Origin of the sequence: Ensifer sp. SL37, assembly GCF_026672675.1 — a bacterium.
Taxonomy (GTDB): domain Bacteria; phylum Pseudomonadota; class Alphaproteobacteria; order Rhizobiales; family Rhizobiaceae; genus Ensifer; species Ensifer adhaerens.
The window spans coordinates 1,925,383-1,950,093 of sequence record NZ_JAPPRN010000006.1; the positions used below are offsets into that span (position 1 = coordinate 1,925,383).

The following is a 24,711-nucleotide window of genomic DNA, read 5'->3' on the forward strand; positions in this document are numbered from 1 at the left end:
CTCCCTCGGGGGGCGGCCTAAGTTTCCCGCTGAGAGGGTTTTGAAACCTATTCTGCCGGTTCTTCGCGCGGCGGCCGCTGCTTGAGCGGGACGCCGCGCTTTTCCTCGACGCGGTCGCGGTAGAGCGCTGCCTGTCCAAGCAGCATCAGCGTCACCGGCGTGGTGGCGACGACGAAGACGATGATCAGGATTTCGTGGAATACCCAGCGGCTCTGCAGCACGGCGAAGCAGATGATAGAGGCGGTGCAGATCATCAGTACGCCGCCGCTGGTCGCCAGCGTCGGGGCGTGCAGGCGCTCGTAGAAGCTGGTGAACCGGAGCAGGCCGACGGAGCCGATCAGCGCCACTGCGGCGCCGAGCACGGTGAGCCCGCAGATGAGAACGGCGGCCCAGACGGGAAGGTCGGTGAGGTGGCTCATTCGATGATCTCCCCGCGCATCAGGAACTTGCCGAAGGCGATCGACGAGACGAAGCCGATCAAAGCCACGATCAGGGCGGACTCGAAATAGAGCGAGTTGGCCGTGCGGATGCCGAAGGTCAAGAGCATCAGCATGGCGTTGATATAGAGCGTGTCGAGGCCGAGGATGCGGTCCTGGGCGCGCGGCCCCCTCACCATGCGATAGAAGGCAAAAGCCATCGCCAGGCCGAGCATGATCTGGGCAATCAGGATCGACCAGATGATTGAAAGTTCCATCATCCGAATATCTCCTTCAGGGCGGTCTCATAGCGCTTGACCGTATCGAGCCAGATGTCCTCGTTCTCCATGTCGAGCACGTGGAAGAGCAAGGACTTGCGGCCGCGATCGTATTCGAGCCAGGCCGTTCCCGGCGTCGCTGTCATGACACAGGCAAGCAGCGCCAGGGCGTTTTCGTCTTCCAGATCGAGATCGATGGTCAGGAAGCCCGAGTTCGGCGGTCGGCGCTGGCCACGCAGGATGACGGCGATGACGGCGATGTTCGAGCGGACCACGTCGACGGCGACGGCAAAGCCGAAGCGCACGATCAACAGAACCCGGCGCGGGTGCGAGCGCACGAGGCCAAGCTTCAGCGTCACCCAGCCAAGACCGGTTGCCAGTACCGTCCCCATCAGGAAGGTGCCGGGCGCAACCGACTGATTGAGCAGGAGCCAGATGATGAGCAGCCCGACGGAGAGCAGGGGATAGGGGAGCCAGGTGCGCATCGCCTACTGCCCTCCCGCCCGCGGCGCTGAGAGCACCCGCTCCGTATAACCCGCAGGATCGAAGAGCGAATCCGCTGTTGCCTGCATGTAGCGCATCGCCGGCCCGGCCTGCACGCTTAAGAAGATGCAGGCAGCGAGCAACACGACGACGGGGGTGATCTCGATGACCACGACGCGCGGCACGGTGTTTTCGATCGACGCCCAGAAGGTGCGGATGCCGACGCGGTTCATAGCGATCATCGCGGCGAGACCGGAAACGATCAGCAGCGTGACATAGGTCCAGTCGGCGGCGGAGACCGCCGGGGCGGCTTCCGCTCCCGACAGGCCGAAGAGACCGCCGAGGATCGCGAACTTGGCGACGAAGCCGGAGAGCGGCGGCAGGCCGGCAAGCAAGAGGGCGCAAAGGCAGAAGCAGAGGCCGAGGATCGCCATCGTGCCGGGGATCGCCGAGCCGACTTCTTCTTCCTCCTCGTCCTCGTCGGCGTCGCCGTAGGCTTCCATCGTCACCGCAAGAACGTCGGCGCCGGCGTCACGTCCGCGCTCGACCAGTTCGATCAGCAGGAAGAAGGCGGCGATCGTCAGTGTCGAGCTGACGAGGTAAAATAGCGCACCGGCGATCATGCTTGGGTGGCCGAGGCCGATGGCGGCGAGCAGGGTGCCGGAGGAGACCAGCACCGAATAGGCGGCGAGGCGGCCCATTGCCTGCGATGCGAGCACGCCGATGGCGCCGAAGGCGATCGTCAGCAGGCCGCCGGCAAGCAGGATCGGCTGGCCGAAACCGGCAGACGCGCCGGCACTCGCGCCGAAGACCAGCAGCGACAGCCTGAGGATGACATAGATGCCGACCTTGGTGAGGATCGCAAAGACGGCGGCGACCGGCGGCGTCGCGGCTGCATAGGCCGTCGGCAGCCAGAAGCTCAAGGGCCACATGCCGGCCTTCACCAGGAAGGCGACGCCGAGCACGCCGGCACCGACCTCGACCATCTGGCGATCCTCCGGCGAGAGCGTCGCCAGCTTCATGGAGAGATCAGCCATGTTGAGCGTGCCGGTCGCGCCATAGATCAGGCTGACGCCGATCAGGAAGAGCGAGGAGGCGGCGAGGTTGATCGCGACATAGTGCAGGCCGGCCTTGACGCGCAGCGGCCCGGAGCCGTGCAGCAACAGCCCGTAGGACGCCGCCAGCATGATCTCGAAGAAGACGAAGAGGTTGAAAAGGTCACCGGTCAGGAACGACCCGTTGAGGCCGGCGATCAAGAGCTGGAACAGCGAATGGAAATGATGGCCCGCGGTGTGCCAGCGCGCGATCGAATAGGCCTGGGCGGCAAGCGCCAGTCCGCTCGTCAGGCACAGCATCAGTGCCGAAAGGCGGTCGAGCACCAGCACGATGCCGAAGGGGGCGGGCCAGTTGCCGAGCTGATAGACGCCGTTGCCTGCGGGCGCCCCATCCATCGAGGCTATCCGCATCAGCACGATCGAGAGGATGAAGAGCGCGAGCGTCGAGACGAAGCTCAGCACACCCTTGAGCGAGCGGTTGCGCTCGTCGATCGGGATCATCGCGGCGCCGACCATCAGCGGCAGCAGGATCGGCAGGATCAGCAGGTGGTGCATCCAGTTAGTCATGGCGCTGCTCCCTGCCGTCGACGTGGTCGGTGCCGGTGAAGCCGCGCGAGGCGAGCAGCACGACGAGGAAGAGCGCGGTCATGGCAAAGCCGATGACGATCGCTGTCAGCACCAGGGCCTGCGGCACCGGATCGGTGAAGCGGCTGAGATCGCCGACACCACCTGGCTCCAGCACCGGCGGCGCGTTCACGCGAAGGCGCCCCATGCCGAAGATGAAGAGATTGACCGCATAGGAGAGCAGCGAGAGGCCGATGATCACCTGGTAGGTGCGCGGGCGCAAAAGCAGGTAGACGCCGGATGCCGTAAGCACGCCGATGGCGGCAGAGAGAATGATCTCCATCAGCGTGCCTCCTTTCGCATGGCGCGTGCATGGGCACGCGGCGCGCGGATCGACTGGTGGGCGAGCGCGATGAGGATCAGCACGGTTGCGCCGAGCACCAGCGAGAAGACGCCGAGATCGAAGAACAAGGCGCTCGCCAGCGGAAACTTGCCGATGATTGGCAGCGTCACGTATTGCGAATGCGACGTCAGGAACGGATAGCCGAAGAGCCAGGAGCCGATGCCGGTCGCAGCGGCCACCAGAAGCCCGATGCTCATCCAGCGCAGCGGATGGATGCGCAGCCGCTCCTCGACCCAGCGGGTTCCGCCGGACATGTATTGCAGGATGAAGCCGATCGACATGGCGATGCCGGCAGCAAAGCCGCCGCCCGGCAGGTCATGGCCGCGCAGGAAGAGGTAGGCTGCGAGCATGCCGATGACCGGGAACATCCAGCGCATGATCACCGATGGCACGAACAGGTATTCAGCCACGCTGTCACCCTTGTTGCGATCCGGGTGATCGTCGTCGAAGGCGTTCTGGACGCGCTGCTGTTCCGGAGCCTCCAGGCTGTCGGCCTGCGGGCGGAAGCGCAGCAGCAGGGCGAAGACGGTAAGCGCGACGATCGCCAGCACCGCGATCTCGCCGAGCGTGTCGAAGCCGCGGAAGTCGACGAGGATGACGTTGACGACATTGGTGCCGCCGCCCTCCTTGTAGGCGCGCTCGAGGAAGTAGCTCGCGATCGTGTCAGGCATGGGCCGGGTCATGATCGTATAGGCGATCAGCGCCACGCCGCCGCCGGCGACGACCGCCAGCAGGAAGTCACGCAGGCGCCGGAAGCGGACCTTCAGCGACAAGAGCTCGGTTTCCTCGGTGTCCTCGATGCGCTTCGGCAGCCATCGCAGGCCGAGCAGGATCAGCACCGTCGTGACGATCTCGACGAGGAGCTGTGTTACCGCCAGATCCGGCGCCGAAAGCCAGACGAAGGTGAGGCAGGTGGTGAGCCCGGCGCCGCCGAGCAGCACGAGTGCCGCCAGCCGGTGGAACTTCGCCAGGATCGCAGCACCGATCGCACAGGCGATGCCGACCGCCCAGAGGAGGGCAAAGGCCGGATCGATGCTGCGCACGAGAAGCGGCGGCAGCTCGAAATGACTGAGAAGCAGCGGCAGCGCGCCGGCGGCGATCGCGATGAAGACGAGGAAGCGCATCTGCGGCTGCAGCCGCCGCGTGCCGAGGCGCTGCTCCAGCGAACGCGCCCATTTCCAGGAGAGCGTTACCAGCACGCGCTCGAAGATGCGCTGGCCGTGCAGCAGGCGGAAGATCGGTGGCCCCTCGACGCTGGTGGCGAGGTAGTTGCGCATGAGGAAGTAGAGACCGATGCCGCCGGCAAGAGCGACGAAGCTCATGATCAGCGGCAGGTTCCAGCCGTGCCAGACGGAAAGGCTGTAATAGGGCGTGTTGGCGCCGAGAATGGAGACGACAGCCGTGTGCAGGAACGGGCCGATGGTGATCGCCGGAATGATGCCGACGACGAGGCAGGCGAGCACCAGGAACTCGATCGGCACACGCATCCAGCGCGGCGGCTCGTGTGGCACCTTGGGCAGGTCCTCCGGCGTCTTGCCGAAGAAGACGCTGTGGATGAAGCGCAGCGAATAGGTAACGGCAAACATGCCGGCGAGCGTCGCGACATAGGGCGTCATCGTATCGAGAATGTTGGCCTGGTGCGTTTCGATCGCTTCGGCGAAGAACATTTCCTTCGAGATGAAGCCGTTCAAGAGTGGTACGCCAGCCATGGCCGCGCTCGCGACCATGGCGAGCACCGCCGTTCCAGGCATGTACCTGATCAGCCCTCCGAGCTTGCGCATGTCGCGCGTTCCGGTCTCGTGGTCGATGATGCCGGCCGCCATGAACAGCGACGCCTTGAAGGTCGCGTGGTTGACGATGTGGAAGACCGCGGCGACCGCGGCCAGCGGGCTGCCGAGGCTCAGGAGCACGGTGATCAGGCCGAGATGGCTGATGGTGGAATAGGCGAGCAGGCCCTTGAGGTCCTGCTGGAAGATGGCGAAATAAGCGCCGAGCAGCAGCGTCGAAAGACCGGCAAGGCCAACGATCCAGAACCAGGCCTCGGTGCCGGCCATGACCGGCCAGAGGCGCGCCAAGAGGAAGACGCCGGCCTTCACCATGGTTGCCGAATGCAAATAGGCCGAAACCGGCGTCGGCGCCGACATGGCGTGCGGCAGCCAGAAATGGAACGGGAACTGCGCGCTCTTCGTCAGCGCCCCGAGCAGCACCAGGATCAGTACCGGCATGTAGAGCGGCGAGTTGCGGATGAGGTCGCCGGAGGCGAGCACCACGTCGAGATCGTAGCTGCCGACGATGCGACCCATCAGCAGAAGGCCGACGAGCATGCAGAGGCCGCCTGTGCCGGTTACGGTCAGCGCCATGCGGGCGCCGTCACGGGCGTGGGCATTGTGGTGCCAGTAGCCGATCAAAAGGAAGGAGACGATGCTCGTCAGTTCCCAGAAGACGGCGAGCAGGATGAGATTGCCTGAAAGCACGACGCCGAGCATCGAGCCCATGAAGGCGAGGAAAAGCGACAGGAAGCGCGGCACCGGGTCTTCCGCGGCCATATAGTAGCGGGCGTAAAGCACCACGAGCACGCCGATCGCGGTTACCAGAACCGTGAAGAGCCAGGCGAAGCCGTCCATCCGAAGCGTGAAGTTGAGGCCGAGTTCCGGCAGCCAGGCGATGTCATAGCGCAGGACGCCGCCCGAGGTGACGAAGGGATAGAGGCCGGCGGCGACGAGGAAACAAAGGAGCGCGATCGCTCCTGCAAACCAGGCTGTCGCACCGCGCTGATCGGGCGGAAAGAAGATTGCAAGGAGGCTTCCCACAAATGGGGCGAGAATGAAGACAGAAAGCAATTTTCCCGCGTATTCGATCGTACCGTTCCCTTCGTTCGGGTTCATGGAGAGCGGGCACCCGAGCGCCGTGCTTTCCAAAAGAATGCACAAGGGACGCACCAGGATTTTGATTCTAGAGCATCTTTTCCGCTTTCAGTGGTTCCACTTGAAGCGGGACACTCTAGAGGCCCGAAAGGGCGGTCGCATCAGCGACTGCCGCAGGTGATGCCGCCATTCCCAAGAATGTGGAGGCAGGCAATTGTTTTTATGGCGATTCGCGGCAGGGCTGCCAAGCCTCAAGCCTGCGAAAAATGCACGCACCTGCGCTTTTTAGCTGTGGCCGAAGCCTCTCAGGCTGCCAGCCACCGACGCTCGAAGGCGAAGGTCGCAAGGTCGTTGGCGCTCATGGGCCGCGCGAAAGCATAACCTTGCAGCCCATGGCAGCCGAGTTCCTTCAGGATGGCCGCGTGTTCGAGGGTCTCGACGCCTTCGGCGATCACTTCGATGCCGAGCGACGTACCGATGTCGATGATGGACTCGACCAGACGCTTTTCGGCTGGGGATTTGAGGATCGGCAGGACGAGCTGGCGGTCGATCTTCAAGCGCCGCGGCGTCAGCTTCAACAGGCTGACGATGGATGCATAGCCGGTGCCGAAATCGTCGATCTCGATGGCGATGCCGAGTTCCTTGATCCGGCGGATGTTCGACAGGACCGTCATGTCGCTTTCGTCGAAGGAGATCGACTCCAACAGTTCAAACGACAGGCGGCCGGCCGGGATCTGCAACTGTTCCAGGCGCTCGATCAGATTTTCGTCGTGAAGCCGGGCATAGGAGAGATTGACAGAGACTTTGGGGATACGAATGCCGCTTGCTTCCCAGCGATAGATCTGGAACAGCGCCTGCTCCAGGATCGCCTGGTCGATCGCGGCCACGACGTTGATGTCTTCGGCCGTCTTCAGGAACGTGTGCGGGCCGAGCAGGCCCTTGGTGGGATGGTCCCAGCGCGCCAGCGCCTCGACGCCGATGATGTCGAGCGAGCGCGGGCAGAACTGCGGCTGGAAATGCGCGATGAATTCGTTGTGTTCGAGCCCGCGCAGGATCTCGTCGGCCGTCTGCTTGGTCTTGAAGACGGCCGTCTTCAGTTCGCCGGTAAAGATCTCGTGGCGGTTGCGGCCGCGGCGCTTGGCTTCATAGAGCGCGATGTCGGCGTTGACGAGCACGTGCGACAGCTCTTCGCTCGTCTGGCTTTGGGCGGCGATGCCGATGCTGACGCCGATGCGGCACTCCTGGTCCTTGTAGCGGACGGGCACGCTCATCGCCTCGATGATGCGTGACGCCAGCCGGGCATCCGGCTCGATGCCTCCATCCTGGCGGACGAGCACGAATTCGTCGCCGCCGATGCGGGCGACGAAGTCCTTTTCGTCGGCATTGCCGCGCAGAAGCTCGGCGGCATGCCGCAGGATCTCGTCACCCGCCGCGTGGCCGAGCGTATCGTTGATCTGCTTGAAGCGGTCGAGGTCCATGTGGAAGATGCTGAGTTTCGCCTCCCGCGCGAAATGCCGGTCGCGATCGGCCAGGACCTGGTCGAGGAAACGCCGGTTTGGCAGGCCGGTCAGCGGATCGTGCAGCGCGTTGAACTCCATGCGATGGCGCGCCGCTTCGAGTTCGACGCTGTGCGCCTCGGCCGTGCGCTTGGCTTCGAAAAGCGTTTCGCGGGTCTCGAAGTCGGCGGTCACGTCCCAGTTGACCCCGACGATCTTCCTGTGGCCGTCGGCGCCGATATAGAAGGAGCCGTTGGCCCGGATGTGGCGCGTGCTGCCGTCGGGCAGGCGAACGCGGAAGTCGGAATTGTAGGCGAGCCCGGATTCCAGCGCCTCGGCAAACTCCCGCTCGGCGCGGTCGAGGTCGTCCGGGTGCAGCGCGTCCTTCCAGTCGTCATAGGCCTGACGCAACGACGTCTTTTGCCCATAGAGTTCCTTGGTCCGCTCGTCCCAGAGCAGCTTCTTGCTGGCGATGTCGAGTTCCCAGATGCCGATCTGGGAGGAGTCGAGCGCGATCTTCAGCCGATGGGACAGTTCCTGGAGCTGCACCTTGCTGTATCTGAGCGCACGAATGTTGCCTTGCCGCTCGCTCAAGAGGCGCCCGGTCAACACCATCGGCAGGATGATCATCAGTCCGCCGATGACGATGAGGCCGCGGATGAGCCAGGCGTTGCCCGCCGTCGTCGGCCAACCGCCCTTCGGAACGGCTGCGATATGCCAGGAACCGCCGGGTAGGAGCACGGTCATCTCGACCGGCGAGCCACGGAAAATATTGGCGTCGCCGTAAAAGACCGGACCTTGCGCGCCTGTGCCGTCCTGACCGGCAATGGCGACGTCTATGCCGAGTTCATCGGAAGAAAGGCCGCTGTCGCGATAGAGCCGGTCCACGTCGATGATGGCCGAGACGATGCCCCAGAAGCGGTTGCTGCCGCCGCCGGCGTCGATCGATACGGGGAAGCGGCCGATCAGCCCTTTGCCGCCCTGGACGAGATCGACAGGCCCGGCAAGCACCATTTGGCCGGTGTCCTTTACGCGCATGACGGCGGCGCGCTGCGCTTCGTTCCGGCGGTAGTCGAGGCCGAGTGCGCGGCGATTTTGTTCGAGCGGGTAGACGAGCGAGACGATCAGATTGGGCGCAGCCGCGATGCTGCGCAATTGCGAGCGCTCGGTGAAGACGCTGCGCGACAGCGCGGCGAAGCGCTGCTGATCCATTGCCGGCTCGGTGACCAGCGTGCCGATCAGCCCGCGCACGAGCTGGATGTTGCCGTTGACGTTGGCCTCGAGCTTGGAGCGGATGGGATTGAGTTCCTCGGCGACGCGCGCGCGCTGGCGCGCCTCGTCGACCACCTGGTTCTGGTTGTCCGCAAGGATGCCAGCGACCAGAACCACGAAGGCGGCAATGATCGCCGGAAGATAGCTCGGCGTCAAAACCCTGGCGAGCCTCTTCATCCCGAGGTTGAAAGCATGTCTGGCAGGCACGAAACACCCCGGCGGCACGCGAATGGCTATGTCTTGAGCCGGATAATCCCAAAAGGGTCTTAATAAACCTTGTTTTAGGTTCCGCTTTTATTCCTTCGCGTCTCAGTCACCTTTGTGCTCGGGCAAGCTTCTTGTGCTTGGTTTCTGCAAGGTCTTCGAGTTCACCTTCGCTCATGGATTTTTCCATTTCGCGCGAGGCGCCCTTGAGGCTGGATTTCTTGACGTCGCCGCGCTTGGCGGCAAGGGCAGCGCCGGCTGCACGCTGTTGGGCTTTCGACTGGGCTGGCATGGCACATCGCCTTTCGGTTGGTTGCCCTGGCCAACGCGAGGCAGCGCCGGATGTTCCGCGAAGCTAGGTATTCTCCCGCGCCTCGATCATCGCCTGCAGCGTCTCCAGCCGGTCGGCGTCACGCGGCAGCTTGTCCTGTCTCAGGCGCGCGATGCGCGGGAAGCGCATGGCGACGCCCGACTTGTGGCGGCTCGAGCGGTTGATACCCTCGAAGGCGACCTCGACAACGAAACCGAACTCGGGCTCGGCCCTGACGGCGCGCACCGGCCCGAAGCGCTCGGTCGTATTGTCCCGGACGAAACGGTCGAGAATTTCCAGTTCGGCGTCGGTGAAGCCGAAATAGGCCTTGCCGACCGGTACCAGCGTTTCCTTTCCGTCGATGTCGGTCCAGACGCCGAAGGTGTAATCGGAGTAGTAGCTCGAGCGCTTGCCGTGGCCGCGCTGGGCATACATCAGCACCGCGTCGATGTTGAAGGGCGCGCGCTTCCACTTGAACCACGGGCCTTTGGCGCGGCCCGGCGTATAGGGCGAATCCAGCCGTTTCAGCATGATGCCCTCGATCACCGGATCGGGCGGGTCGGCGCGCAGGCTGTCGAGTTCTTGCCAGGACGCGAAGGGCACCAGCGGCGACAGGTCGAAATGCTGCGGCGAGGCGCGCTCGACGAGGTCGGCGAGCCGCGCGCGTCGTTCGACGAAACCCAGTGGGCGAACGTCCTCTTCGCCTGAGAAGAGAATGTCATAGGCGCGGACGAAGGCCGGATAGGTCTCGATGAGCTTAGGGCTGACCGTCTTGCGGTTCAGCCGTTGCTGCAGGTCGGCGAAAGTTCGGGTTGCGCGGTTGGTGCGCGCGGTGCCGCCGACGAGCAGTTCGCCATCGATCACCCCGGTGAAGTCGGCGGCCTCCAGGACGTCGGGAAAGGCGCCGGAAATCTCGTCGCCACTGCGGGAATAGAGCCGGCGCACGCCGCCGATATTGGCAAGCTGCACGCGGATCCCGTCCCACTTCCATTCGGCAGCGAAGTCCTTGGGGTCGAGCCCGTCGAGATCGCCGTCGCCGACAGGATTGGCGAGCATGACCGAATGAAAGACGGCCGGCGTCGAAAGCTCGGGCTTTTCCGCCTCGCCCGAAAGCCAGCGGAAGAGCGGCAGATAGGGCGGCGACAGGCCGTGCCAGAGGGTCTCGATCTCGGCGACGTCCTTGCCGCCCATGTCGGCGAGCGCCTGCTTGGCGAGCTTCGCCGATACCCCGATGCGAAGGCCGCCCGTCACAAGTTTGAGGAAGGCGAAGCGCGCCGACGTATCCAATCGGTCGAGCATGTCGCGAACGACGCCGCGCACATCGGCCCGTCCGGTCCTTTGCAGACGCTCGATGGCCTCGCCAAGCGGAATGTCCGCCTCTACGGTGCCGGTAGGCGGCTCCCAGACGAGCGACACCGTTTCGGCGAGGTCACCGACATAGTCGTAGGAATACTGGAAAAGCACCGCGTCCATGCGTTCGAGCAAGAGGTCGCGGATCATCGCCGGCTTGACGGTGTTGAGCGACAGCGTGCCGGCGATCGCCGCGAGCGCATAGCCGCGATCCGGATCCGGCGCGGTCCGGAAGTAATCGACAAGCAGGCGGATCTTGGCATTGCGCTGCGGGCTGAGGACGAGGCGGTCGAGCAGTTCGGCGAAGGCGCGCATCTCGTCACTCTCCCTCGTCGTCGTAGCCGACGAGGTGAAGCGGGCGGGCGGCGATGCCCTTGAGCTCGCACCAGCGCACCAGCGCTTCCTCGCGTCCGTGCGTGACCCAGACCTCGGCCGGCGCGATCTCGGTGATCGTTGCCGTCAGTTCGGCCCAGTCACAATGGTCGGAGATGATCAATGGCAGCTCGACGCCCCGCTGTTTCGCTCGTTGCCGGATCAACATCCAGCCGGAAGCGAAACTGGCAATCGGGTCGGAGAAGCGCCGCGACCAGCGATCGGCGAAGGCGGCGGGCGGGCCGATCACGATCGTGCCCCTGAAATCCTGCTTTTCGTCGGCGGCAAGCGTTGCCGGGCGCAGGTCGCCGAGGTCGATGCCCTGGCTCTGATAGTAGTCGCACAGCCGTTGCAGGGCGCCATGGATGAAGATCGGCTGGTGATACCCCTCTTCGCGCAGGAGTGCGATCACCCGCTGCGCCTTGCCGAGCGCATAGGCACCGACCACGTGCGTGCGCTCGGGAAACTGGGCGAGCGACGTCAGCAATTTGCGGGTTTCCGCGCGATCGTCCGGGTGGTGGAAGACCGGCAGGCCGAAGGTCGCTTCGGTGATGAAGACATCGCAGGCGACTGGCTCGAAGCCGGCGCAGGTCGGATCCCGTCGCCGCTTGTAGTCGCCAGACGCGACGATGCGCACGCCGTTTGCACGAACGGAGATCTGCGCCGAGCCGAGTACATGACCGGCCGGATGGAAGCCCACGTCGACGCCATTGACGACAAGGGGTTCACCGAGGCTGATCGCCTGGCTCGTGCCGCAGAAGTCGTCGCCGTAGCGGATGCGCATGATGTCGAGGGTCTCGCGGGTGGCGAGCACGTGGCCGTGCCCCGCGCGGGCATGGTCGGAATGGCCGTGTGTGATCAGCGCCCTTTCGACCGGTTGAACCGGGTCGATGTAGAAGTCACCGATCGGGCAATAGAGGCCTTTGGGGGCGGGGTAGAGCAGGGCGTCCGGTTTCATGGACTGAAAGATAGCCGGCGAATGCGCATTCGCCAGCCGTCTTGTTCAAGTTTTTCAAGGCGCAACATTTGCTGCGCCTCGATCAGGTTCAGCCGGGCAGAACCAGCGTGTCGATAATGAGCTTCAGCGTGCGGGCGGCATCGATGTCGATGCAGGCCTTCTGGCTCGGAAGATCGTCCCAGGGGCTTGGCGGGAACAAACGGTTGTCGGGGCTCTGGATCGTCTGGCCGTCGGCAATGCCGCCGCAGACGACACGGATCGATCCGCTCCTGACGGTGAAGAGGTCGGGCGCCACGACATAGGCGCAGGCGCAGCTGTCATGCACGACCATGCCGTCGGGCACGTGCTGCTCGTAGAAGGTGACGTAGAATTTCGAGATATCGGCAAGCAGCTTGCCGGCGTCGCCGCCGCGTTCGGCGATATCGGCGATCATCGCCTTGGTCATCACGGTCTGGGTGGTGACGTCGAGGCCAACGACGGTGACCGGCCAGGGGGCCGTCATGACGACGTCGGCGGCTTCCGGGTCGCCGTGGATGTTGGCCTCGGCAGCCGGCGTGATGTTGCCGTTGACGTCGAAGGCGCCACCCATGATGACGACTTCGCGCACGAGCGCTGCGAAATCGGGATCCTCGCGCAGCGCCAGCGCCAGGTTGGTCATGCGGCCAACGGCGATCAGCGTCACTTCGCCGGGATGGGCGCGAACGGTGTCGATGATGAAGCGGTGCGCCGGGCGCGGATCGACCGGCAGGTCGACCGTCTCGGGCACGTCGATGTTGCCGAGGCCATCGTCACCGTGGATGAAGGTCGGCCAGCCGACATGCGGGCGGTCGGGATTGAAAGTCTTGTCGAGACCCTTGGCGACGGGCGCACCGATGCCCCAACGCTGCTTCAGGAACAGCGCGTTGCGGGTAGTGGTTTCGACCGAGGCGTTGCCGAATACGGTGGTGATGCCGATCAGGTCGATGGCCGGGTGACGGTGCAGGAAAAGCAGCGCCATTGCATCGTCGATGCCCGGATCCGTATCAAAGATGACTTTATGCATTCTCGTTCTTCTTTTCTTGTTCTTGTGTTTGACGGCTCGCAATGGAGGCAAGATGGCCGCGAATGTCAATCGCCATCCGGGTTGACGCGAGGAGCGGCCGTGCCTCTGGCCATGGTTTCCATGGGAACATCACCAACCGGGCGAGCATGGCAAGCTTTGCGTGTGGATGGGAACGGCTCATCCAGTCAATCGGGAGGTAATGTCATGCATCGGCTGGTCCTTGTTTCCATGATCGTCGTCACCGCGGCAACGTCGTTTGCCGCTCCCTCCTTTGCCCAAAGCGCCGGTGGCAAGGGCCGCGGCGGCGGTGGCGGCGGACACGGTTCTTCCGACAGCAGCGACTGGTATGCCGGCATCGGTTCCTTCACCCATGCCAACGACAGCTACAGCCGGCGGCGCCCAAAGGTCATCCTGACGAAGTCGGGCGCCTATTGCGTTGAAAACCGCCGGTGGATCGATGCCTCGGGCAAGGTGCATCTTTCGCCTTACCGCGAGTGCCGCGACCGGATCGATATCGCCGTCGACTGATCGGCGTGCATGCTTCAGACAGGAGGCCGGCGCACAATCACCGGCCTCCTGTCTGTTGATCTGCCACCCGCCGGTGTCTTGCGGGTTGCCGGCAGATCGCTACCGCAATTTAAACTTTCCGAAAGGTCGCGCGCCTAATGTTGTGCTGCCCGTTCCGGGCTTTCTGCAATTTCTGGATATGATGGCGGAGTCCACGCTCGTGAAGGCTATCCTCGGCAAGATCAGGCCATCAAAGAGACTGCTCGTCATTCTCACGGCGGCTTTCGGTGTTTCCGCCGCTTCGGGCGGTGCTGCCGTCTATGTCAGCCGCGATGCGCTCATGGCGGAGCTTTCCAAGCCGAAGGTTTCGGGCCTCGAGTGCACGACCATTCGCACGTTGAAGCTCGGCCACAACGGCCAGCGCTGGATCCGCATGCACGTCAAGACCGACCGCGCCGACGGCCAGGCGCGCATGCGCACGGCGTTGCGCGTCGTGGGCGCCCTCGCGAAGGCCGAGCGGGCAGATCTCTATCAGGTCGTCGTGCTCGATTCCGCCGGTCCCGAAAACCGGGCTGACGTGCGCGGTGCGGCGATCGGTGCGGAGGTGCTCTTCGCCCCCGGTCCGCAGAGCGTTCCGGGCATGAGCGAGACGTTTCGGGCGTTCTACAATGACGGCACGGCAAATTCTGTCGGCGTCTTCCATGGCAAGACCGTCGACCTTTCGATGGACGACATCCGCACGATGATGGCGGCCATGGACGACCATTCGCCATGCATCGACCCGTCGGCCGCACCGGCCGATGGCGTGAGCGACGAGGGCGGCGCCGGTGAGCAGGAGGCCAAGCCGGCCGAGACCGCCGAGGCGCCTGCGGGCCACTAGGCCCGGGTTACGTTCGGTAATCCGTTCTTTCTGAGAATTGAAAAAAGGCCCGGCGCGTGAGCGGCGGGCCTTCGTGTTCGTGGGTTTTGCGACCTTGATCAGTCAGCCTTCTGCCGGCGGGCCGGGAAGAGGATGACGTCGCGGATCGACGGTGCGTTGGTGAGCAGCATGATCAGGCGGTCGACGCCGATGCCGAGGCCACCGGCCGGCGGCATGCCCTGGTCGATCGCGTCAAGGAACTCGTCGTCGAGCTGCTTGGCCTTTTCGCCGCGGGCGTGCGCCTGCTCGAGCTGCTCGACCATGCGGGCGCGCTGCTCTTCCGGATCGTTGAGTTCCGAGAAGGCGTTGCCCAGTTCCCAGGCGTTGCAATAGGTCTCGAAACGTTCGACGAGGCGCGGTTCGCCCGGCACTTCCTTGGCAAAGGGCGAGATGTCCTTCGGGAAATGCGTGACGTGGGCCGGCTGGATCAGCGTGCCTTCGACCTTCTCTTCGAAGATGAAGGCGAGGCACTCGCCCCAGGTCCAGTCCTTCTCGACCTCAAAGCCTGCAGCCTTGGCGGCAGCGCGGGCTTCTTCGTCGGTCTTCATCGCCAGGAAGTCGATGCCGGTCGCTTCCTTGACAGCGTCGGGCATCGGCACGCGGCGGAACGGACCCTTGAAGGAGATTTCCTTGTCGCCATAGGCAAACTCGGTCGAGCCGTGGATCGCCATGGCAAGCTCACCGAACAGCCGCTCGACGAGGTCCATGATGTCCTCGTAGTCGGCATAGGCCCAGTAGCACTCCATCATGGTGAATTCCGGATTGTGCCGGGTGGAGACGCCTTCGTTGCGGAAGTTGCGGTTGATCTCGAAGACCTTGTCGGTGAGGCCCGAAACCAGCGTACGCTTCAGGTACAGTTCCGGCGCGATGCGCAGGAACATGTCGAGCTTCAGCGTGTTGTGATGCGTCTTGAACGGCTCGGCGGTGGCGCCGCCGTAGACCGAGTGCAGCATCGGCGTCTCGACTTCCATGAAGCCGTCGTTTTCCATGAAGCGGCGGATGCCCGAGACGATCTTGCTGCGCTGCTGGAAGCGCAGCTTCGATTCCTCGTTGGTCATGATGTCGAGGTGGCGCTTGCGGTAACGGATCTCGATGTCCGACAGGCCGTGCCACTTTTCGGGCATCGGCAGCAGCGACTTCGTCAGCATGGTGATTGCCTGGGCGTTGATCGTCAGCTCACCACGCTTGGTGCGGCGAACGACGCCGGTCACGCCGATGATGTCGCCGATGTCGATCATCGGCAGCAGCGCGCGGGCGTCTTCCGGCGTGGTGTCCTTGTGGCTGAAGATCTGGATCTTGCCGGAGGCGTCATGGATGTCCATGAACATGCCGGAGTTGCGCGAAGAATAGACGCGGCCGGCGACGGTCACGACATCCTGGGTCTCGGTGTCCGGCTCCAGGCTCTCGTACTTTGCGGTCAGCTCGGCATTGCTCATCGTCCGGTGGAAATGCGCCGGATAGACGTCGCCGATCTGCTCGCGCAAAAGCTTCAGCTTCTGTGCGCGCACTTCCGTGGCGTCGGAGGAGAGGCCAGTGGTCTCGGTCTTGTCGTTCATCGTGCTCTCCTTACTTTCCGCTGCCGACCATGGAGGCGACCACCTGGGACGCGACCTTGAGACGCTGGCGGACCACGGCGCGGCCGAGGATTTCCATGCTGTCGAACAGCGGCAGCGAGCGCTGCGAGCCGGATACAGACACGAAGAGCGGCGCCAGGATCACCTTCAGCTTCTTGCCCATGCGCTCGGCGACCGCGCGCAGTTCGGCTTCGATCGATTCCTTGTTCCATTCGAGGATCTTTTCAAGGTCCGGCTGAACGGTGTTGAGGATCTCGAGCAGTTCTTCGGGCGTCGACTTGACGCCGGCGAAGGCTTCGGGCTTGAGGCCGAGGTCGGACTTCAAAAGGAAGCTTGCGAGATCAGGCAGTTCGCCGAGCTTCGAAATGCGCGACTGGCTAAGCTTCAGGCCCTGTTTCAGGCGGTCGTTTTCCATGGCCCAGGCAAGGACGCGGGCAGCGAATTCTTCTTCCGAAAGCTTCTCGCGGATCCAGCGGGCGTTCAGCCAGTCGAGCTTCTGGATGTCGAAGATCGCGCCGGCCTTGGAGAGGTTCTCCGAGTCGAACTTTGCAGCCAGTTCCTCGATCGTCAGCAACTCCTCGCCTTCGGCGATCTGGATGAAGAACAGGCCTAGGAAGTTCATCAGCGCTTCCGGCAGATAGCCAAGCGCCGTGTAGTACGAGATCGACGTCGGGTTCTTGCGCTTCGACAGCTTCGACTTGTCGGCATTGCGCATCAGCGACAGGTGCATGAAGACCGGCGGCTCGAGGCCGAGATAGCGGTAGATCAGGATGTGCTTCGGCACGGAGGCCAGCCACTCCTCGCCGCGGGCGACGTGGGTGATCTTCATCAGGTGGTCGTCGACGACGTTGGCCATGTGGTAGGTCGGCATGCCGTCGGCCTTCAAGAGGACCTGCATGTCGACGGCATCCCACGGAATTTCCACGTCACCATAGACGCCGTCAGTAAACTTGCACGAGCCCTCGGTCGGGATCTTCATGCGCACGACATGCGGCTCGCCGGCGGCAACGCGCGAGGTCACTTCTTCGGCGGACAGGTGGAGACACAGGCCGTCATACTTCGACGGCTTGCCGGCGGCGCGCTGGCTCTCGCGCATCTGCTCGAGCCGCTCGGGCGTGCAGAAGCAGCGGAAGCCGTGACCATTCTCGACGATCTTCTCGACGTAGGGGCGGTACATGTCCTTGCGGTCGCTCTGGCGGTAGGGACCATAGGGACCACCGACATCAGGACCTTCCGACCATTCGAGCCCGCACCATTTCAGCGCGTCCAGCACCTTCTGTTCGAACTCGGGCGTCGAGCGGGTGGCATCGGTGTCTTCGATGCGCAGGATGAACTCGCCGCCGTGCTTCTTTGCGAAGAGGTAGTTGAACAGAGCGATGTAGGCGGTGCCGACATGCGGCTCGCCGGTGGGAGAGGGTGCGATGCGTACCCGGACTGCTGAATTTGCCATGGTCTTTGCCCGTCTGACGTGCTTTTCGCCCCTTGCCGGAGAAGAAACCGGCCGCCGGGGGCGCGCATTTTATGGGAAGGAAAGGCCCGCAAGGGTGCCGCAACAACGGTATCGGCAGGCTATTCCAATAGGCTCGCGTGAGACCATAGAACGCCGATCATGTCAACGGAAACCCGATCACGCCGGTTTTTGTTGACACTGCCGCCAGCGGGCGTTAATGAACCAAAAGGTTATTTAACTGAAAGGTTTTTTAGAAAATGCCGGAAGATCGCTTGTCGACGACGCTCTCAGCCCTGGCCGATCCAACGCGAAGGGCCATTCTCGCCCGCCTCGCACTTGGAGAGGCCTCGGTCGGCGAGCTGGCGGAGCCCTTCGAAATGAGCCTGCCGGCAGTCTCCAAGCATCTTAAGGTTCTCGAGCGCGCCGGGCTGATCAGCCGTGGCCGCGAAGCGCAGTGGCGACCATGCAAGCTTGAAGCCGCCCCGCTGAAGGACGTCAACAGCTGGCTCGATGGCTATCGTCGCTTCTGGGAGCAGAAGTTCGACCGTCTCGACGCCTATCTGCAGGAACTCCAGCATATCGACCCCGGTGCCGGCAAGAACTGATCGCCGCCCCGTCTTCCGTCCTTGGCCGTTCTGCGTTAAGCAGGGACGTCGAAAAAGGCAGGACCGGATAAGGTAAGCCCGGTCCCTTCGGTTTTCTAAACGAAGCTCTGCTCGAACGTCCCGTTCGAACCCGCGACGTGGTTCCGATGCAATCGCATCGGTCCGCGGCGGGGTATATGCAATCGACGCAGTCCGCCGCGTTTCTCGAACACGGAGACTGTAAACATGCGACTGAACCATATCGACCTCTATAGCCCTGTCGTTGCCGAAACGGCGTCCTTCCTCATCGATCATTTCGGCCTGACGCTGGTCGAAAAGCGCGGCAACGATGCCTTTTTCCGCCTGACGGACGGTTCCGGCCTGGTGCTCGTCGTCAGCCCGCCGATCACTGCGCTCGGCGGCGGCGACCAGGTCAGCCTCGGGACCCAGACCTACCACATCGGCTTTTTGCTGCCGGTGCGGGCCGACGTCGACGATGCCTATCAGCGGGTGCTTGGATCCGGCGCCCAGGTGATCCCGCCTGCCGATCGGCACGGCGCCTATGTTTTCTACGTAGTGATACCCGGCAACATTCTGGTCGAGGTCGGCCATCGCCCGGATGTTTGAGCGGCTGAAACCGGATCGGAACGTTTCCTGAGGAGATGCGTTGTCCAACCAGAAGGCGTGGGGACTGGCCCCGGCAAGCTTGGCGGAAAGAGGAAACGACCCCGTTTGTCTTGCCGCTGATGGCTCGCGGTTGACGGCCGGTCAGCCGGGCTCCGCGTCTTCCAGAACTCCCGCAAGCAGAAGGCCCGCATCTTGGATGCGGGCCTTTCTCATGACGGGATTGTTTTCGGCCCGGCGCGTCAGTCGAGCTTTCCGGCCTTCCTCAGGCGCGCATTGCGCGCGACCATGTTGAGGATTTCGACGAGCGCCGAGAAGGCCATGGCGGCGTAGATGTAACCCTTCGGCACATGCAGGCCCATGCCTTCGGCGATCAGTGTCGTGCCGATCATCAGCAGGAAGGCGAGCGCCAGCATGACGATCGTCGGGTTCTTCTCGATGAAGTTGGCGAGCGGGTTGGCGGCAACGAGCATGACCGTGACGGCGGCGATGACGGCAATGACCATGATCGGCAGGTGCGGTGTCATGCCGACGGCGGTGATGATGCTGTCGACGGAGAAGACGAGGTCGAGCAAAAGGATCTGGGCGATCGCGGCGCCGAAGCTGTTGATCGCCGAGGAGGCGATAAAGTCCTCGCCGTGATCGGCCGGATCGACATTGTGGTGGATTTCCTTGGTCGCCTTCCAGACGAGGAACAGGCCGCCGGCGATCAGGATCATGTCCTTCCAGGAGAAGCCGTGGCCGAAGGCCTCGAACACCGGCGTCGTCAGCTTAACGATCCAGGCAACCGTGCCGAGCAGCGCAAGGCGCATGACGAGGGCAAGGGCGATACCGATGCGCCGGGCCTTTTCGCGATGCTCGACAGGCAGCTTGTTGGTGAGGATCGAGATGAAGATCAGGTTGTCGATGCCGAGAACCACCTCCATGACGACCAGGGTGACGAGGGCGACCCAGGCGGCGGGGTCTTGAGCAAGCAACAGGATATCCTGCATCGGCGATCTTTCTCTTTCAGCACTTCAAAAGTTCCACAGCGCCGCGCGTCCGATGGACGCGCGGCGCTGTGGGGGATGGCGCGTCGACGCGCAAGAATCGCCGAAAGTATTTAAGAAACATTGCGGAAGAGACAAGCGCCGCTGCCCGATTGCAGCGGCGCTTTACCGTTTACGATTTGACAGGAATCCACATTTCGACCACGCCCATGCCCGAATGCGGGTCAAAGCGCGCATCATAGCGTTCGATGAGGTCGGGCGTTTCTCCATGCTGCAGTCCGGATTCGGGCAGCCATGTGCCGAAGACGTAGTCGGCGGTTTTGGCGATCGCGGAGATGTGCCCGCGATGCAGAAAGACGGCGTAGCGCTGCTTCGGCAGCCGTAGCGTCGAAAAGCCTTCCGCCAGGTCGTCGGCGTCGCTGATTTCGGCCGCCGCCATGTAGCGGAAGGTGCCAGCCTCGCCGTTGCTGTCGGTGCACACACCGTAGGCGATGTCGCCTCTCTGTCCGGGTATCGCGCCGAAATGGCGATTGAACCGTTGCCAGAGCGACGGGATGCCTTCGGTGCGGCCGTAGGTGTAGGTTTCCGAAAGGCCGGCCAGAAGCAATGGCGGGCTGTCTTCGAAGCGGGGCGGGTCGATCTTGAGAAGGCGGGTATCGTCCATTCTTAAAGGCTCCATCAGCTCGATGTTTCGAATGTGCCTTTGCTTGCGAACCGTTTCGGGTGTCACGCCGAACTGGTCGCGAAAGGCACGGGTGAAAGCCTCGTGCGAGCTGTAGCCCGCATCGAGTGCCACCGAGAGAATGCTGATGGAGCCATCGGCAAGCGCGCTGGCGGCATCGCTGAGACGCCGTCCGCGGATATAGGCGGTGATCGAGCGGCCGGTGACCAGCCCGAAAACGCGCGAAAGATGGAAGCGCGAAAGGCCCGCGGCCCCGGCGATTTCATCCAGCGATATCTCTTTTGCGAAATGGCTCTCGATGAACCAGACCGCCCGTCCGATGGCACTCATCTTCACTCCCCTGGCAACGCCCTTTTGATAGGGGCTCGGCTGAAGGCGCGCTTGATCGAAATTGCTCGATTGAAACGCAGGAGGGCTGAAGGAGGTTCGGCGTCAGTCCGCCTATTTCTTCTTCTTCGGACCGTAGGCGGACATGAAGACGCGGACGGCGGCGGTCACTGTCGCCTCGATCTGTTCTTTCGGCGGTGCCGAACACATGCCGCCGAAAAGCCGGTGCTTGAAGAGGCCGGCTTGGGCCATCTCGATAAACTGGCGGGCGGCCATTTCTGTGTTGTCGATGTCGAGCACGCCGGTCGGGACCTGGCGGTCGAGATAGGCCTTGAGCACAGTGTAGCCGTTCTCCGGTGCTTCGCTGAAGAAGCGTTCGGCCAGATGCGGCATGCGGTCGATCACCCCGATCACCATGCGCATGGAGCGGATCGTCTCTTCCGCCGTCATGCTCGTCGTCAGCGTCACGCCGAAATCGTAGAGTGATTCTTCGACGTCGTCGTGATCGTTGAGCGCGTGCTTGGCGGTCTGGACCACCCGGGTCTTGCCCTTGATGATCAGTGCCTTGAACAAGTCTTCCTTGTTCTCGAAATAGACGTAGAGCGTGCCCTTGGAGACGCCCGCCTCGCGGGTGATGTCGTTCATGCTGGCGGCATCGAAACCCTGGCTCAGGAACGCGCGTCGCGCGCCTTCGAGGATCTGTTCACGCTTGGCTGGATCCTCGCCGGCGGCGTGACGGCCGCCACCCGAACAGAGATCCTCATCCATGCCGGCTGCCGGCTGCATGACGTCCTGGGTTCCGTTCTTTGCCTCGCTCATGATGGTCGCTTGTTTCCGCCCTGCTCATATTAAATTTAAGTCATCGAACCACGCGGTTCGATTTCCTCTTGATATGCGACCAGAAAGGGCCTATGTCAAGTTCCAATCGAACCGAACGGTTCAGTTCGTTCAGCAATCCTTAACCAGGCCGGTGCCCAATGTCCGCATCCAACACGTCCAGCGCTGCCCGCGTCCGTCCCGTCGACGAGACTTTCGAAGTGCAGCAGGAAACCGCGCTTGAGGCGAAGGCGCCCGCTGCGGAGCAGGCGGTCGCGCCGGCTCCGGCAAAGGAAGCCGCTGCGCCGCAGAAGAAGGCGCGCAAGCCCATCCTTCCCGTACTCGGCCTGGCGCTTCTGGCTGCTGGTGCCTGGTATGGCTACGACTGGTGGACCAATGGCCGCTTCATGATCTCGACCGATGACGCCTATATCGAAGGCGACATCGCGACGATTTCGCCGAAGGTTTCCGGTTATGTCGCCAAGGTCGACGCCGTCGCCAACCAGAAGGTGAAGGCCGGCGACCCGCTGGTCACGCTCGATGACGGCGACTACCGCATCGCCGCCGAGCAGGCCGAGGCGAAGATTGCCACCCAGAAGCTTGCGCTCAGCCGCTTCGATGCGCAGATCGCCGGCGCCAAGGCGAGCCTTGCCCAGACCGAAGCGCAGAAGAAGGCTCTCGAAGCGACGGTGCGCGGCGCCGAGCTCGCGCAGAAGCGCGCGAGCGACCTCCAGTCCAAGGCCGTTGGCACCGTCGCTTCGCTCGATAACGCCGATGTGGCGCTCGATCAGGCACGGGCAAATCTTGCCGGGGCAGACGCCAACATCGCCGCTGCCAACGCCAGCATCACCGTTCTCGAAGCGCAGCGCACGGAAGCCGAAAGCGAGATCCGTTCGCTGGAGCTTGCGCGCGACAAGGCCAACCGCGACCTCGGCTTCACCGTGCTGAAGGCGCCCTATGACGGCATCGTCGGCAACGTCGCGGTGCAGGTCGGCGACCTCGTGTCGGCCGGCCAGCGGCTTGCCGCCCTGGTTCCGGTCGACCAGCTCTATATCGACGCCAACTTCAAGGAGACCCAGATCGCCCATCTGGTGCCGGGCTCCAAGGTGAAGGTGCATGTCGACGCCTATGAGGATCATGCGATCGAAGGCACGGTCGCCTCGATCTCGCCGGCCTCCGGTTCGGTCTTCTCGCTGCTGCCGGCGGAAAACGCCACCGGCAACTTCACCAAGGTGATCCAGCGCGTGCCGGTGCGCATCACCCTGCCGGCCGACGTGCTGGCTGAAGGTCACCTGCGCGCGGGCTTGAGCGTTGTCGTCGATGTCGACACGCGCACAGCGCCGGATCAGACCAAGGTTGCCGCGACCAAGTAAGCGGACGAAATGCCGGCGCGCCCTTGGGCGCGCCTTTTGTCGAGACCCCGGCGCTACGGAGCGCGGTGAAGTCCGGAACGCCGGCGCGGCGAAACGCGCATGTCCAGAACGCTGGCGCCCAAGCGCGCCCATGCAAGGAGTGGCTGAGATGGCCGCAACGGCAACAGCAGGCTCGGTGGCGGCCGCCGCACCGAAGGTCGAGGAACATATGGACCCGAAGAGGCTGATCGCCTTCTTCGCCATGGTCGTCGGCATGTTCATGGCCATCCTCGACATCCAGATCGTCTCGGCCTCGCTTGCCGAAATCCAGGCCGGCCTTTCGGCCGGTTCCGACGAGATCGGCTGGGTGCAGACCTCCTATCTCATTGCCGAAGTCATCATGATCCCGCTCTCGGGCACGCTGGCGCGCATCGTTTCGACGCGCGTGCTGTTCTCGGTTTCGGCTGCCGGCTTCACCGCGGCGAGCGCGCTTGCCGCGACCGCGACCAATATCGACCAGATGATCGTCTATCGCGCGATCCAGGGCTTCATCGGCGGCGGCATGATCCCGTCCGTATTCGCGGCCGCCTTCACCATCTTTCCGCCGTCGAAGCGCAACATCGTCTCGCCGATCATCGGCCTGATCGCGACCCTGGCGCCGACGATCGGCCCCACGGTCGGTGGCTATCTCAGCCACGCCTTCTCCTGGCACTGGCTGTTCCTCGTCAACGTCATTCCCGGCATCATCGTTGCGACGCTCACCTGGACCTTCATCGACTTCGACAAGCCGGAGCTTGGCCTGTTCAAGAAGTTCGACTGGTGGGGTCTCGCCTCGATGGCGATCTTCCTCGGCGCGCTCGAATACGTGCTGGAAGAGGGCAACACCAACGACTGGTTCAACGACGAGCACATTGTCATCGGTGCCGTCGCTTCGGCGATTGCCGCCATCGTGTTCTTCTACCGCGCCTTCAAGGTGGAGTTCCCGGTCGTCGACCTCAGGGCCTTTGCCAACCGAAACTTCGCCTTCGGCTCGATGTTCTCCTTCGTCATGGGCATCGGCCTTTATGGTCTCACTTATCTCTATCCGCTCTATCTCGGCCGTATCCGCGGCTACGATTCGCTGATGATCGGCGAGACCATGTTCGTCTCGGGCCTTGCCATGTTCTTCACGGCGCCGGTCGCGGGTATTCTCTCGGGCAAGCTCGATCCGCGCGTGCTGATGACGATCGGCTTCACCAGCTTTGCCAGTGGCACCTGGATCATGGGGCACCTGACGGCCGACTGGGACTTCTACGAGCTGTTCATCCCGCAGATCCTGCGCGGCGTCGGGCTGATGCTGTGCATGGTGCCGATCAACAACATCGCGCTCGGCACCATGCCGCCGGCGCGCATGCGCGGCGCATCGGGCCTGTTCAACCTGACCCGTAACCTCGGCGGCGCGGTGGGGCTCGCGGTTATCAACACGATCCTGACCCAGCGCCAGGACTTCCACTATGCCCGCCTTGCCGAGCATATCCAGTGGGGTAACCCGGAAGCCATGGAACGCTTCAACAACATGGCCGCCAACTTCAACGCCCATGGTCTCGACGGCACGACGATCGCGATCAAGCAGCTTGCGGGCATGGTGCAGAAGCAGGCGATCATCCTGTCCTTCGGCGATATTTTCATGCTGCTGACGGTGCTGTTCCTGTCGCTGATCCTCGGCGTCATGATGATCAAGAAGCCCGAGGGCGTCGGCCCTAGCGGCGGCGGTCACTAGCTCCCCCTCTTAAGCAGGACGCGACTCTCGGTTTACGCGAGCCGCGCCTTGCGGCACACTT

General features: G+C 63.4%; 22 protein-coding genes. 6 read left to right on the forward strand and 16 right to left on the reverse strand.

Annotated elements, in window-relative coordinates:
- Positions 1-47 precede the first annotated feature (47 nt).
- The 11 genes from mnhG to OVA00_RS21430 all read right to left on the reverse strand — a co-directional run bounded on the left by mnhG (position 48) and on the right by OVA00_RS21430 (position 13,067).
- Positions 48-419: a monovalent cation/H(+) antiporter subunit G gene (mnhG, locus tag OVA00_RS21380; RefSeq protein ID WP_112771886.1), complete on the reverse strand. Its 372-nt coding sequence runs from the start codon at positions 417-419 to the stop codon at positions 48-50.
- Positions 416-697: a K+/H+ antiporter subunit F gene (locus OVA00_RS21385; protein WP_034787089.1), complete on the reverse strand. Its 282-nt coding sequence runs from the start codon at positions 695-697 to the stop codon at positions 416-418. Before OVA00_RS21385 ends, mnhG begins: the two co-directional genes overlap by 4 nt.
- Positions 694-1,179: a Na+/H+ antiporter subunit E gene (locus tag OVA00_RS21390; protein WP_268089591.1), complete on the reverse strand. Its 486-nt coding sequence runs from the start codon at positions 1,177-1,179 to the stop codon at positions 694-696. The genes OVA00_RS21385 and OVA00_RS21390 overlap by 4 nt, the downstream gene beginning before the upstream one ends.
- 3 nt (positions 1,180-1,182) lie before the next feature.
- Complete coding sequence (locus OVA00_RS21395; protein WP_090298015.1) at positions 1,183-2,799, reverse strand: monovalent cation/H+ antiporter subunit D; 1,617 nt, start codon at positions 2,797-2,799, stop codon at positions 1,183-1,185.
- Positions 2,792-3,139: a Na+/H+ antiporter subunit C gene (locus tag OVA00_RS21400; RefSeq protein ID WP_034787081.1), complete on the reverse strand. Its 348-nt coding sequence runs from the start codon at positions 3,137-3,139 to the stop codon at positions 2,792-2,794. The genes OVA00_RS21395 and OVA00_RS21400 overlap by 8 nt, the downstream gene beginning before the upstream one ends.
- A complete protein-coding gene (locus OVA00_RS21405) occupies positions 3,139-6,084 on the reverse strand; it encodes a monovalent cation/H+ antiporter subunit A (RefSeq protein WP_113505402.1) in 2,946 nt (981 codons plus the stop codon). The genes OVA00_RS21400 and OVA00_RS21405 overlap by 1 nt, the downstream gene beginning before the upstream one ends.
- A 284-nt stretch (positions 6,085-6,368) precedes the next feature.
- Entirely contained in the window at positions 6,369-9,008 is a 2,640-nt protein-coding gene (locus tag OVA00_RS21410) for a bifunctional diguanylate cyclase/phosphodiesterase (protein ID WP_268090353.1), read from the reverse strand.
- A 136-nt stretch (positions 9,009-9,144) separates the two neighbouring features.
- Positions 9,145-9,327, reverse strand: coding sequence for a DUF3008 family protein (locus OVA00_RS21415; RefSeq protein ID WP_112771888.1), 183 nt, complete (start codon positions 9,325-9,327; stop codon positions 9,145-9,147).
- Positions 9,328-9,390: 63 nt separating this feature from the next.
- Entirely contained in the window at positions 9,391-11,010 is a 1,620-nt protein-coding gene (locus OVA00_RS21420; RefSeq protein WP_090298007.1) for a cisplatin damage response ATP-dependent DNA ligase, read from the reverse strand.
- 4 nt (positions 11,011-11,014) lie between these two features.
- Complete coding sequence (locus OVA00_RS21425) at positions 11,015-12,025, reverse strand: ligase-associated DNA damage response exonuclease (protein WP_060517502.1); 1,011 nt, start codon at positions 12,023-12,025, stop codon at positions 11,015-11,017.
- 88 nt (positions 12,026-12,113) lie between these two features.
- Positions 12,114-13,067, reverse strand: coding sequence for a nucleoside hydrolase (locus OVA00_RS21430; RefSeq protein WP_089044921.1), 954 nt, complete (start codon positions 13,065-13,067; stop codon positions 12,114-12,116).
- A gap of 204 nt (positions 13,068-13,271) precedes the next feature.
- Here OVA00_RS21430 and OVA00_RS21435 point away from each other — a divergent pair, with 204 nt between their 5' ends.
- A complete protein-coding gene (locus OVA00_RS21435) occupies positions 13,272-13,595 on the forward strand; it encodes a hypothetical protein (protein ID WP_034787066.1) in 324 nt (107 codons plus the stop codon).
- A 199-nt stretch (positions 13,596-13,794) separates the two neighbouring features.
- Complete coding sequence (locus tag OVA00_RS21440) at positions 13,795-14,454, forward strand: hypothetical protein (RefSeq protein WP_060604785.1); 660 nt, start codon at positions 13,795-13,797, stop codon at positions 14,452-14,454.
- A gap of 98 nt (positions 14,455-14,552) precedes the next feature.
- On the opposite strand, the gene lysS is transcribed toward OVA00_RS21440, so the two are convergent.
- Together lysS and gltX are read right to left on the reverse strand one after the other, a co-directional pair.
- Complete coding sequence (lysS, locus tag OVA00_RS21445; RefSeq protein ID WP_034787063.1) at positions 14,553-16,049, reverse strand: lysine--tRNA ligase; 1,497 nt, start codon at positions 16,047-16,049, stop codon at positions 14,553-14,555.
- A gap of 10 nt (positions 16,050-16,059) precedes the next feature.
- Positions 16,060-17,517 (reverse strand): glutamate--tRNA ligase, encoded by a 1,458-nt coding sequence (gene gltX, locus OVA00_RS21450; RefSeq protein WP_034787058.1) that lies wholly within the window; start codon positions 17,515-17,517, stop codon positions 16,060-16,062.
- A 257-nt stretch (positions 17,518-17,774) separates the two neighbouring features.
- On the opposite strand from gltX, the gene OVA00_RS21455 reads away from it, so the two are divergent.
- Positions 17,775-18,122 (forward strand): ArsR/SmtB family transcription factor, encoded by a 348-nt coding sequence (locus tag OVA00_RS21455; RefSeq protein WP_043618487.1) that lies wholly within the window; start codon positions 17,775-17,777, stop codon positions 18,120-18,122.
- Positions 18,123-18,347: 225 nt separating this feature from the next.
- Positions 18,348-18,728, forward strand: a complete 381-nt coding sequence (locus OVA00_RS21460) for a VOC family protein (RefSeq protein ID WP_060581256.1) — start codon at positions 18,348-18,350, stop codon at positions 18,726-18,728.
- Between the two features lie 239 nt (positions 18,729-18,967).
- On the opposite strand, the gene OVA00_RS21465 is transcribed toward OVA00_RS21460, so the two are convergent.
- The 3 genes from OVA00_RS21465 to OVA00_RS21475 form a co-directional block, all read right to left on the reverse strand.
- Positions 18,968-19,717 (reverse strand): TerC family protein, encoded by a 750-nt coding sequence (locus OVA00_RS21465; RefSeq protein WP_034787044.1) that lies wholly within the window; start codon positions 19,715-19,717, stop codon positions 18,968-18,970.
- Between the two features lie 169 nt (positions 19,718-19,886).
- Positions 19,887-20,726, reverse strand: a complete 840-nt coding sequence (locus OVA00_RS21470) for an AraC family transcriptional regulator (RefSeq protein ID WP_034787039.1) — start codon at positions 20,724-20,726, stop codon at positions 19,887-19,889.
- Between the two features lie 111 nt (positions 20,727-20,837).
- The gene (locus OVA00_RS21475; RefSeq protein WP_226020723.1) at positions 20,838-21,509 is read right to left on the reverse strand and encodes a TetR/AcrR family transcriptional regulator; all 672 of its coding nucleotides are present in this window, start codon (positions 21,507-21,509) and stop codon (positions 20,838-20,840) included.
- Between the two features lie 191 nt (positions 21,510-21,700).
- On the opposite strand from OVA00_RS21475, the gene OVA00_RS21480 reads away from it, so the two are divergent.
- Entirely contained in the window at positions 21,701-22,912 is a 1,212-nt protein-coding gene (locus tag OVA00_RS21480; protein ID WP_034787034.1) for an HlyD family secretion protein, read from the forward strand.
- A 148-nt stretch (positions 22,913-23,060) separates the two neighbouring features.
- Positions 23,061-24,650 (forward strand): DHA2 family efflux MFS transporter permease subunit, encoded by a 1,590-nt coding sequence (locus OVA00_RS21485; protein ID WP_268089593.1) that lies wholly within the window; start codon positions 23,061-23,063, stop codon positions 24,648-24,650.
- The last annotated feature ends 61 nt before the right edge of the window (positions 24,651-24,711 follow it).

Excerpts from the sequence above, each read along its gene's own strand:
- mnhG (WP_112771886.1), bottom strand. The coding sequence starts at position 419 with ATGAGCCACCTCACCGACCTTCCCGTCTGGGCCGCCGTTCTCATCTGC.
- OVA00_RS21385 (WP_034787089.1), bottom strand. The coding sequence starts at position 697 with ATGATGGAACTTTCAATCATCTGGTCGATCCTGATTGCCCAGATCATG.
- OVA00_RS21390 (WP_268089591.1), bottom strand. The coding sequence starts at position 1,179 with ATGCGCACCTGGCTCCCCTATCCCCTGCTCTCCGTCGGGCTGCTCATC.
- OVA00_RS21395 (WP_090298015.1), bottom strand. The coding sequence starts at position 2,799 with ATGACTAACTGGATGCACCACCTGCTGATCCTGCCGATCCTGCTGCCG.
- OVA00_RS21400 (WP_034787081.1), bottom strand. The coding sequence starts at position 3,139 with ATGGAGATCATTCTCTCTGCCGCCATCGGCGTGCTTACGGCATCCGGC.
- OVA00_RS21405 (WP_113505402.1), bottom strand. The coding sequence starts at position 6,084 with ATGAACCCGAACGAAGGGAACGGTACGATCGAATACGCGGGAAAATTG.
- OVA00_RS21410 (WP_268090353.1), bottom strand. The coding sequence starts at position 9,008 with ATGAAGAGGCTCGCCAGGGTTTTGACGCCGAGCTATCTTCCGGCGATC.
- OVA00_RS21415 (WP_112771888.1), bottom strand. The coding sequence starts at position 9,327 with ATGCCAGCCCAGTCGAAAGCCCAACAGCGTGCAGCCGGCGCTGCCCTT.
- OVA00_RS21420 (WP_090298007.1), bottom strand. The coding sequence starts at position 11,010 with ATGCGCGCCTTCGCCGAACTGCTCGACCGCCTCGTCCTCAGCCCGCAG.
- OVA00_RS21425 (WP_060517502.1), bottom strand. The coding sequence starts at position 12,025 with ATGAAACCGGACGCCCTGCTCTACCCCGCCCCCAAAGGCCTCTATTGC.
- OVA00_RS21430 (WP_089044921.1), bottom strand. The coding sequence starts at position 13,067 with ATGCATAAAGTCATCTTTGATACGGATCCGGGCATCGACGATGCAATG.
- OVA00_RS21435 (WP_034787066.1), top strand. The coding sequence starts at position 13,272 with ATGCATCGGCTGGTCCTTGTTTCCATGATCGTCGTCACCGCGGCAACG.
- lysS (WP_034787063.1), bottom strand. The coding sequence starts at position 16,049 with ATGAACGACAAGACCGAGACCACTGGCCTCTCCTCCGACGCCACGGAA.
- gltX (WP_034787058.1), bottom strand. The coding sequence starts at position 17,517 with ATGGCAAATTCAGCAGTCCGGGTACGCATCGCACCCTCTCCCACCGGC.
- OVA00_RS21455 (WP_043618487.1), top strand. The coding sequence starts at position 17,775 with ATGCCGGAAGATCGCTTGTCGACGACGCTCTCAGCCCTGGCCGATCCA.
- OVA00_RS21460 (WP_060581256.1), top strand. The coding sequence starts at position 18,348 with ATGCGACTGAACCATATCGACCTCTATAGCCCTGTCGTTGCCGAAACG.
- OVA00_RS21465 (WP_034787044.1), bottom strand. The coding sequence starts at position 19,717 with ATGCAGGATATCCTGTTGCTTGCTCAAGACCCCGCCGCCTGGGTCGCC.
- OVA00_RS21470 (WP_034787039.1), bottom strand. The coding sequence starts at position 20,726 with ATGAGTGCCATCGGACGGGCGGTCTGGTTCATCGAGAGCCATTTCGCA.
- OVA00_RS21475 (WP_226020723.1), bottom strand. The coding sequence starts at position 21,509 with ATGCAGCCGGCAGCCGGCATGGATGAGGATCTCTGTTCGGGTGGCGGC.
- OVA00_RS21480 (WP_034787034.1), top strand. The coding sequence starts at position 21,701 with ATGTCCGCATCCAACACGTCCAGCGCTGCCCGCGTCCGTCCCGTCGAC.
- OVA00_RS21485 (WP_268089593.1), top strand. The coding sequence starts at position 23,061 with ATGGCCGCAACGGCAACAGCAGGCTCGGTGGCGGCCGCCGCACCGAAG.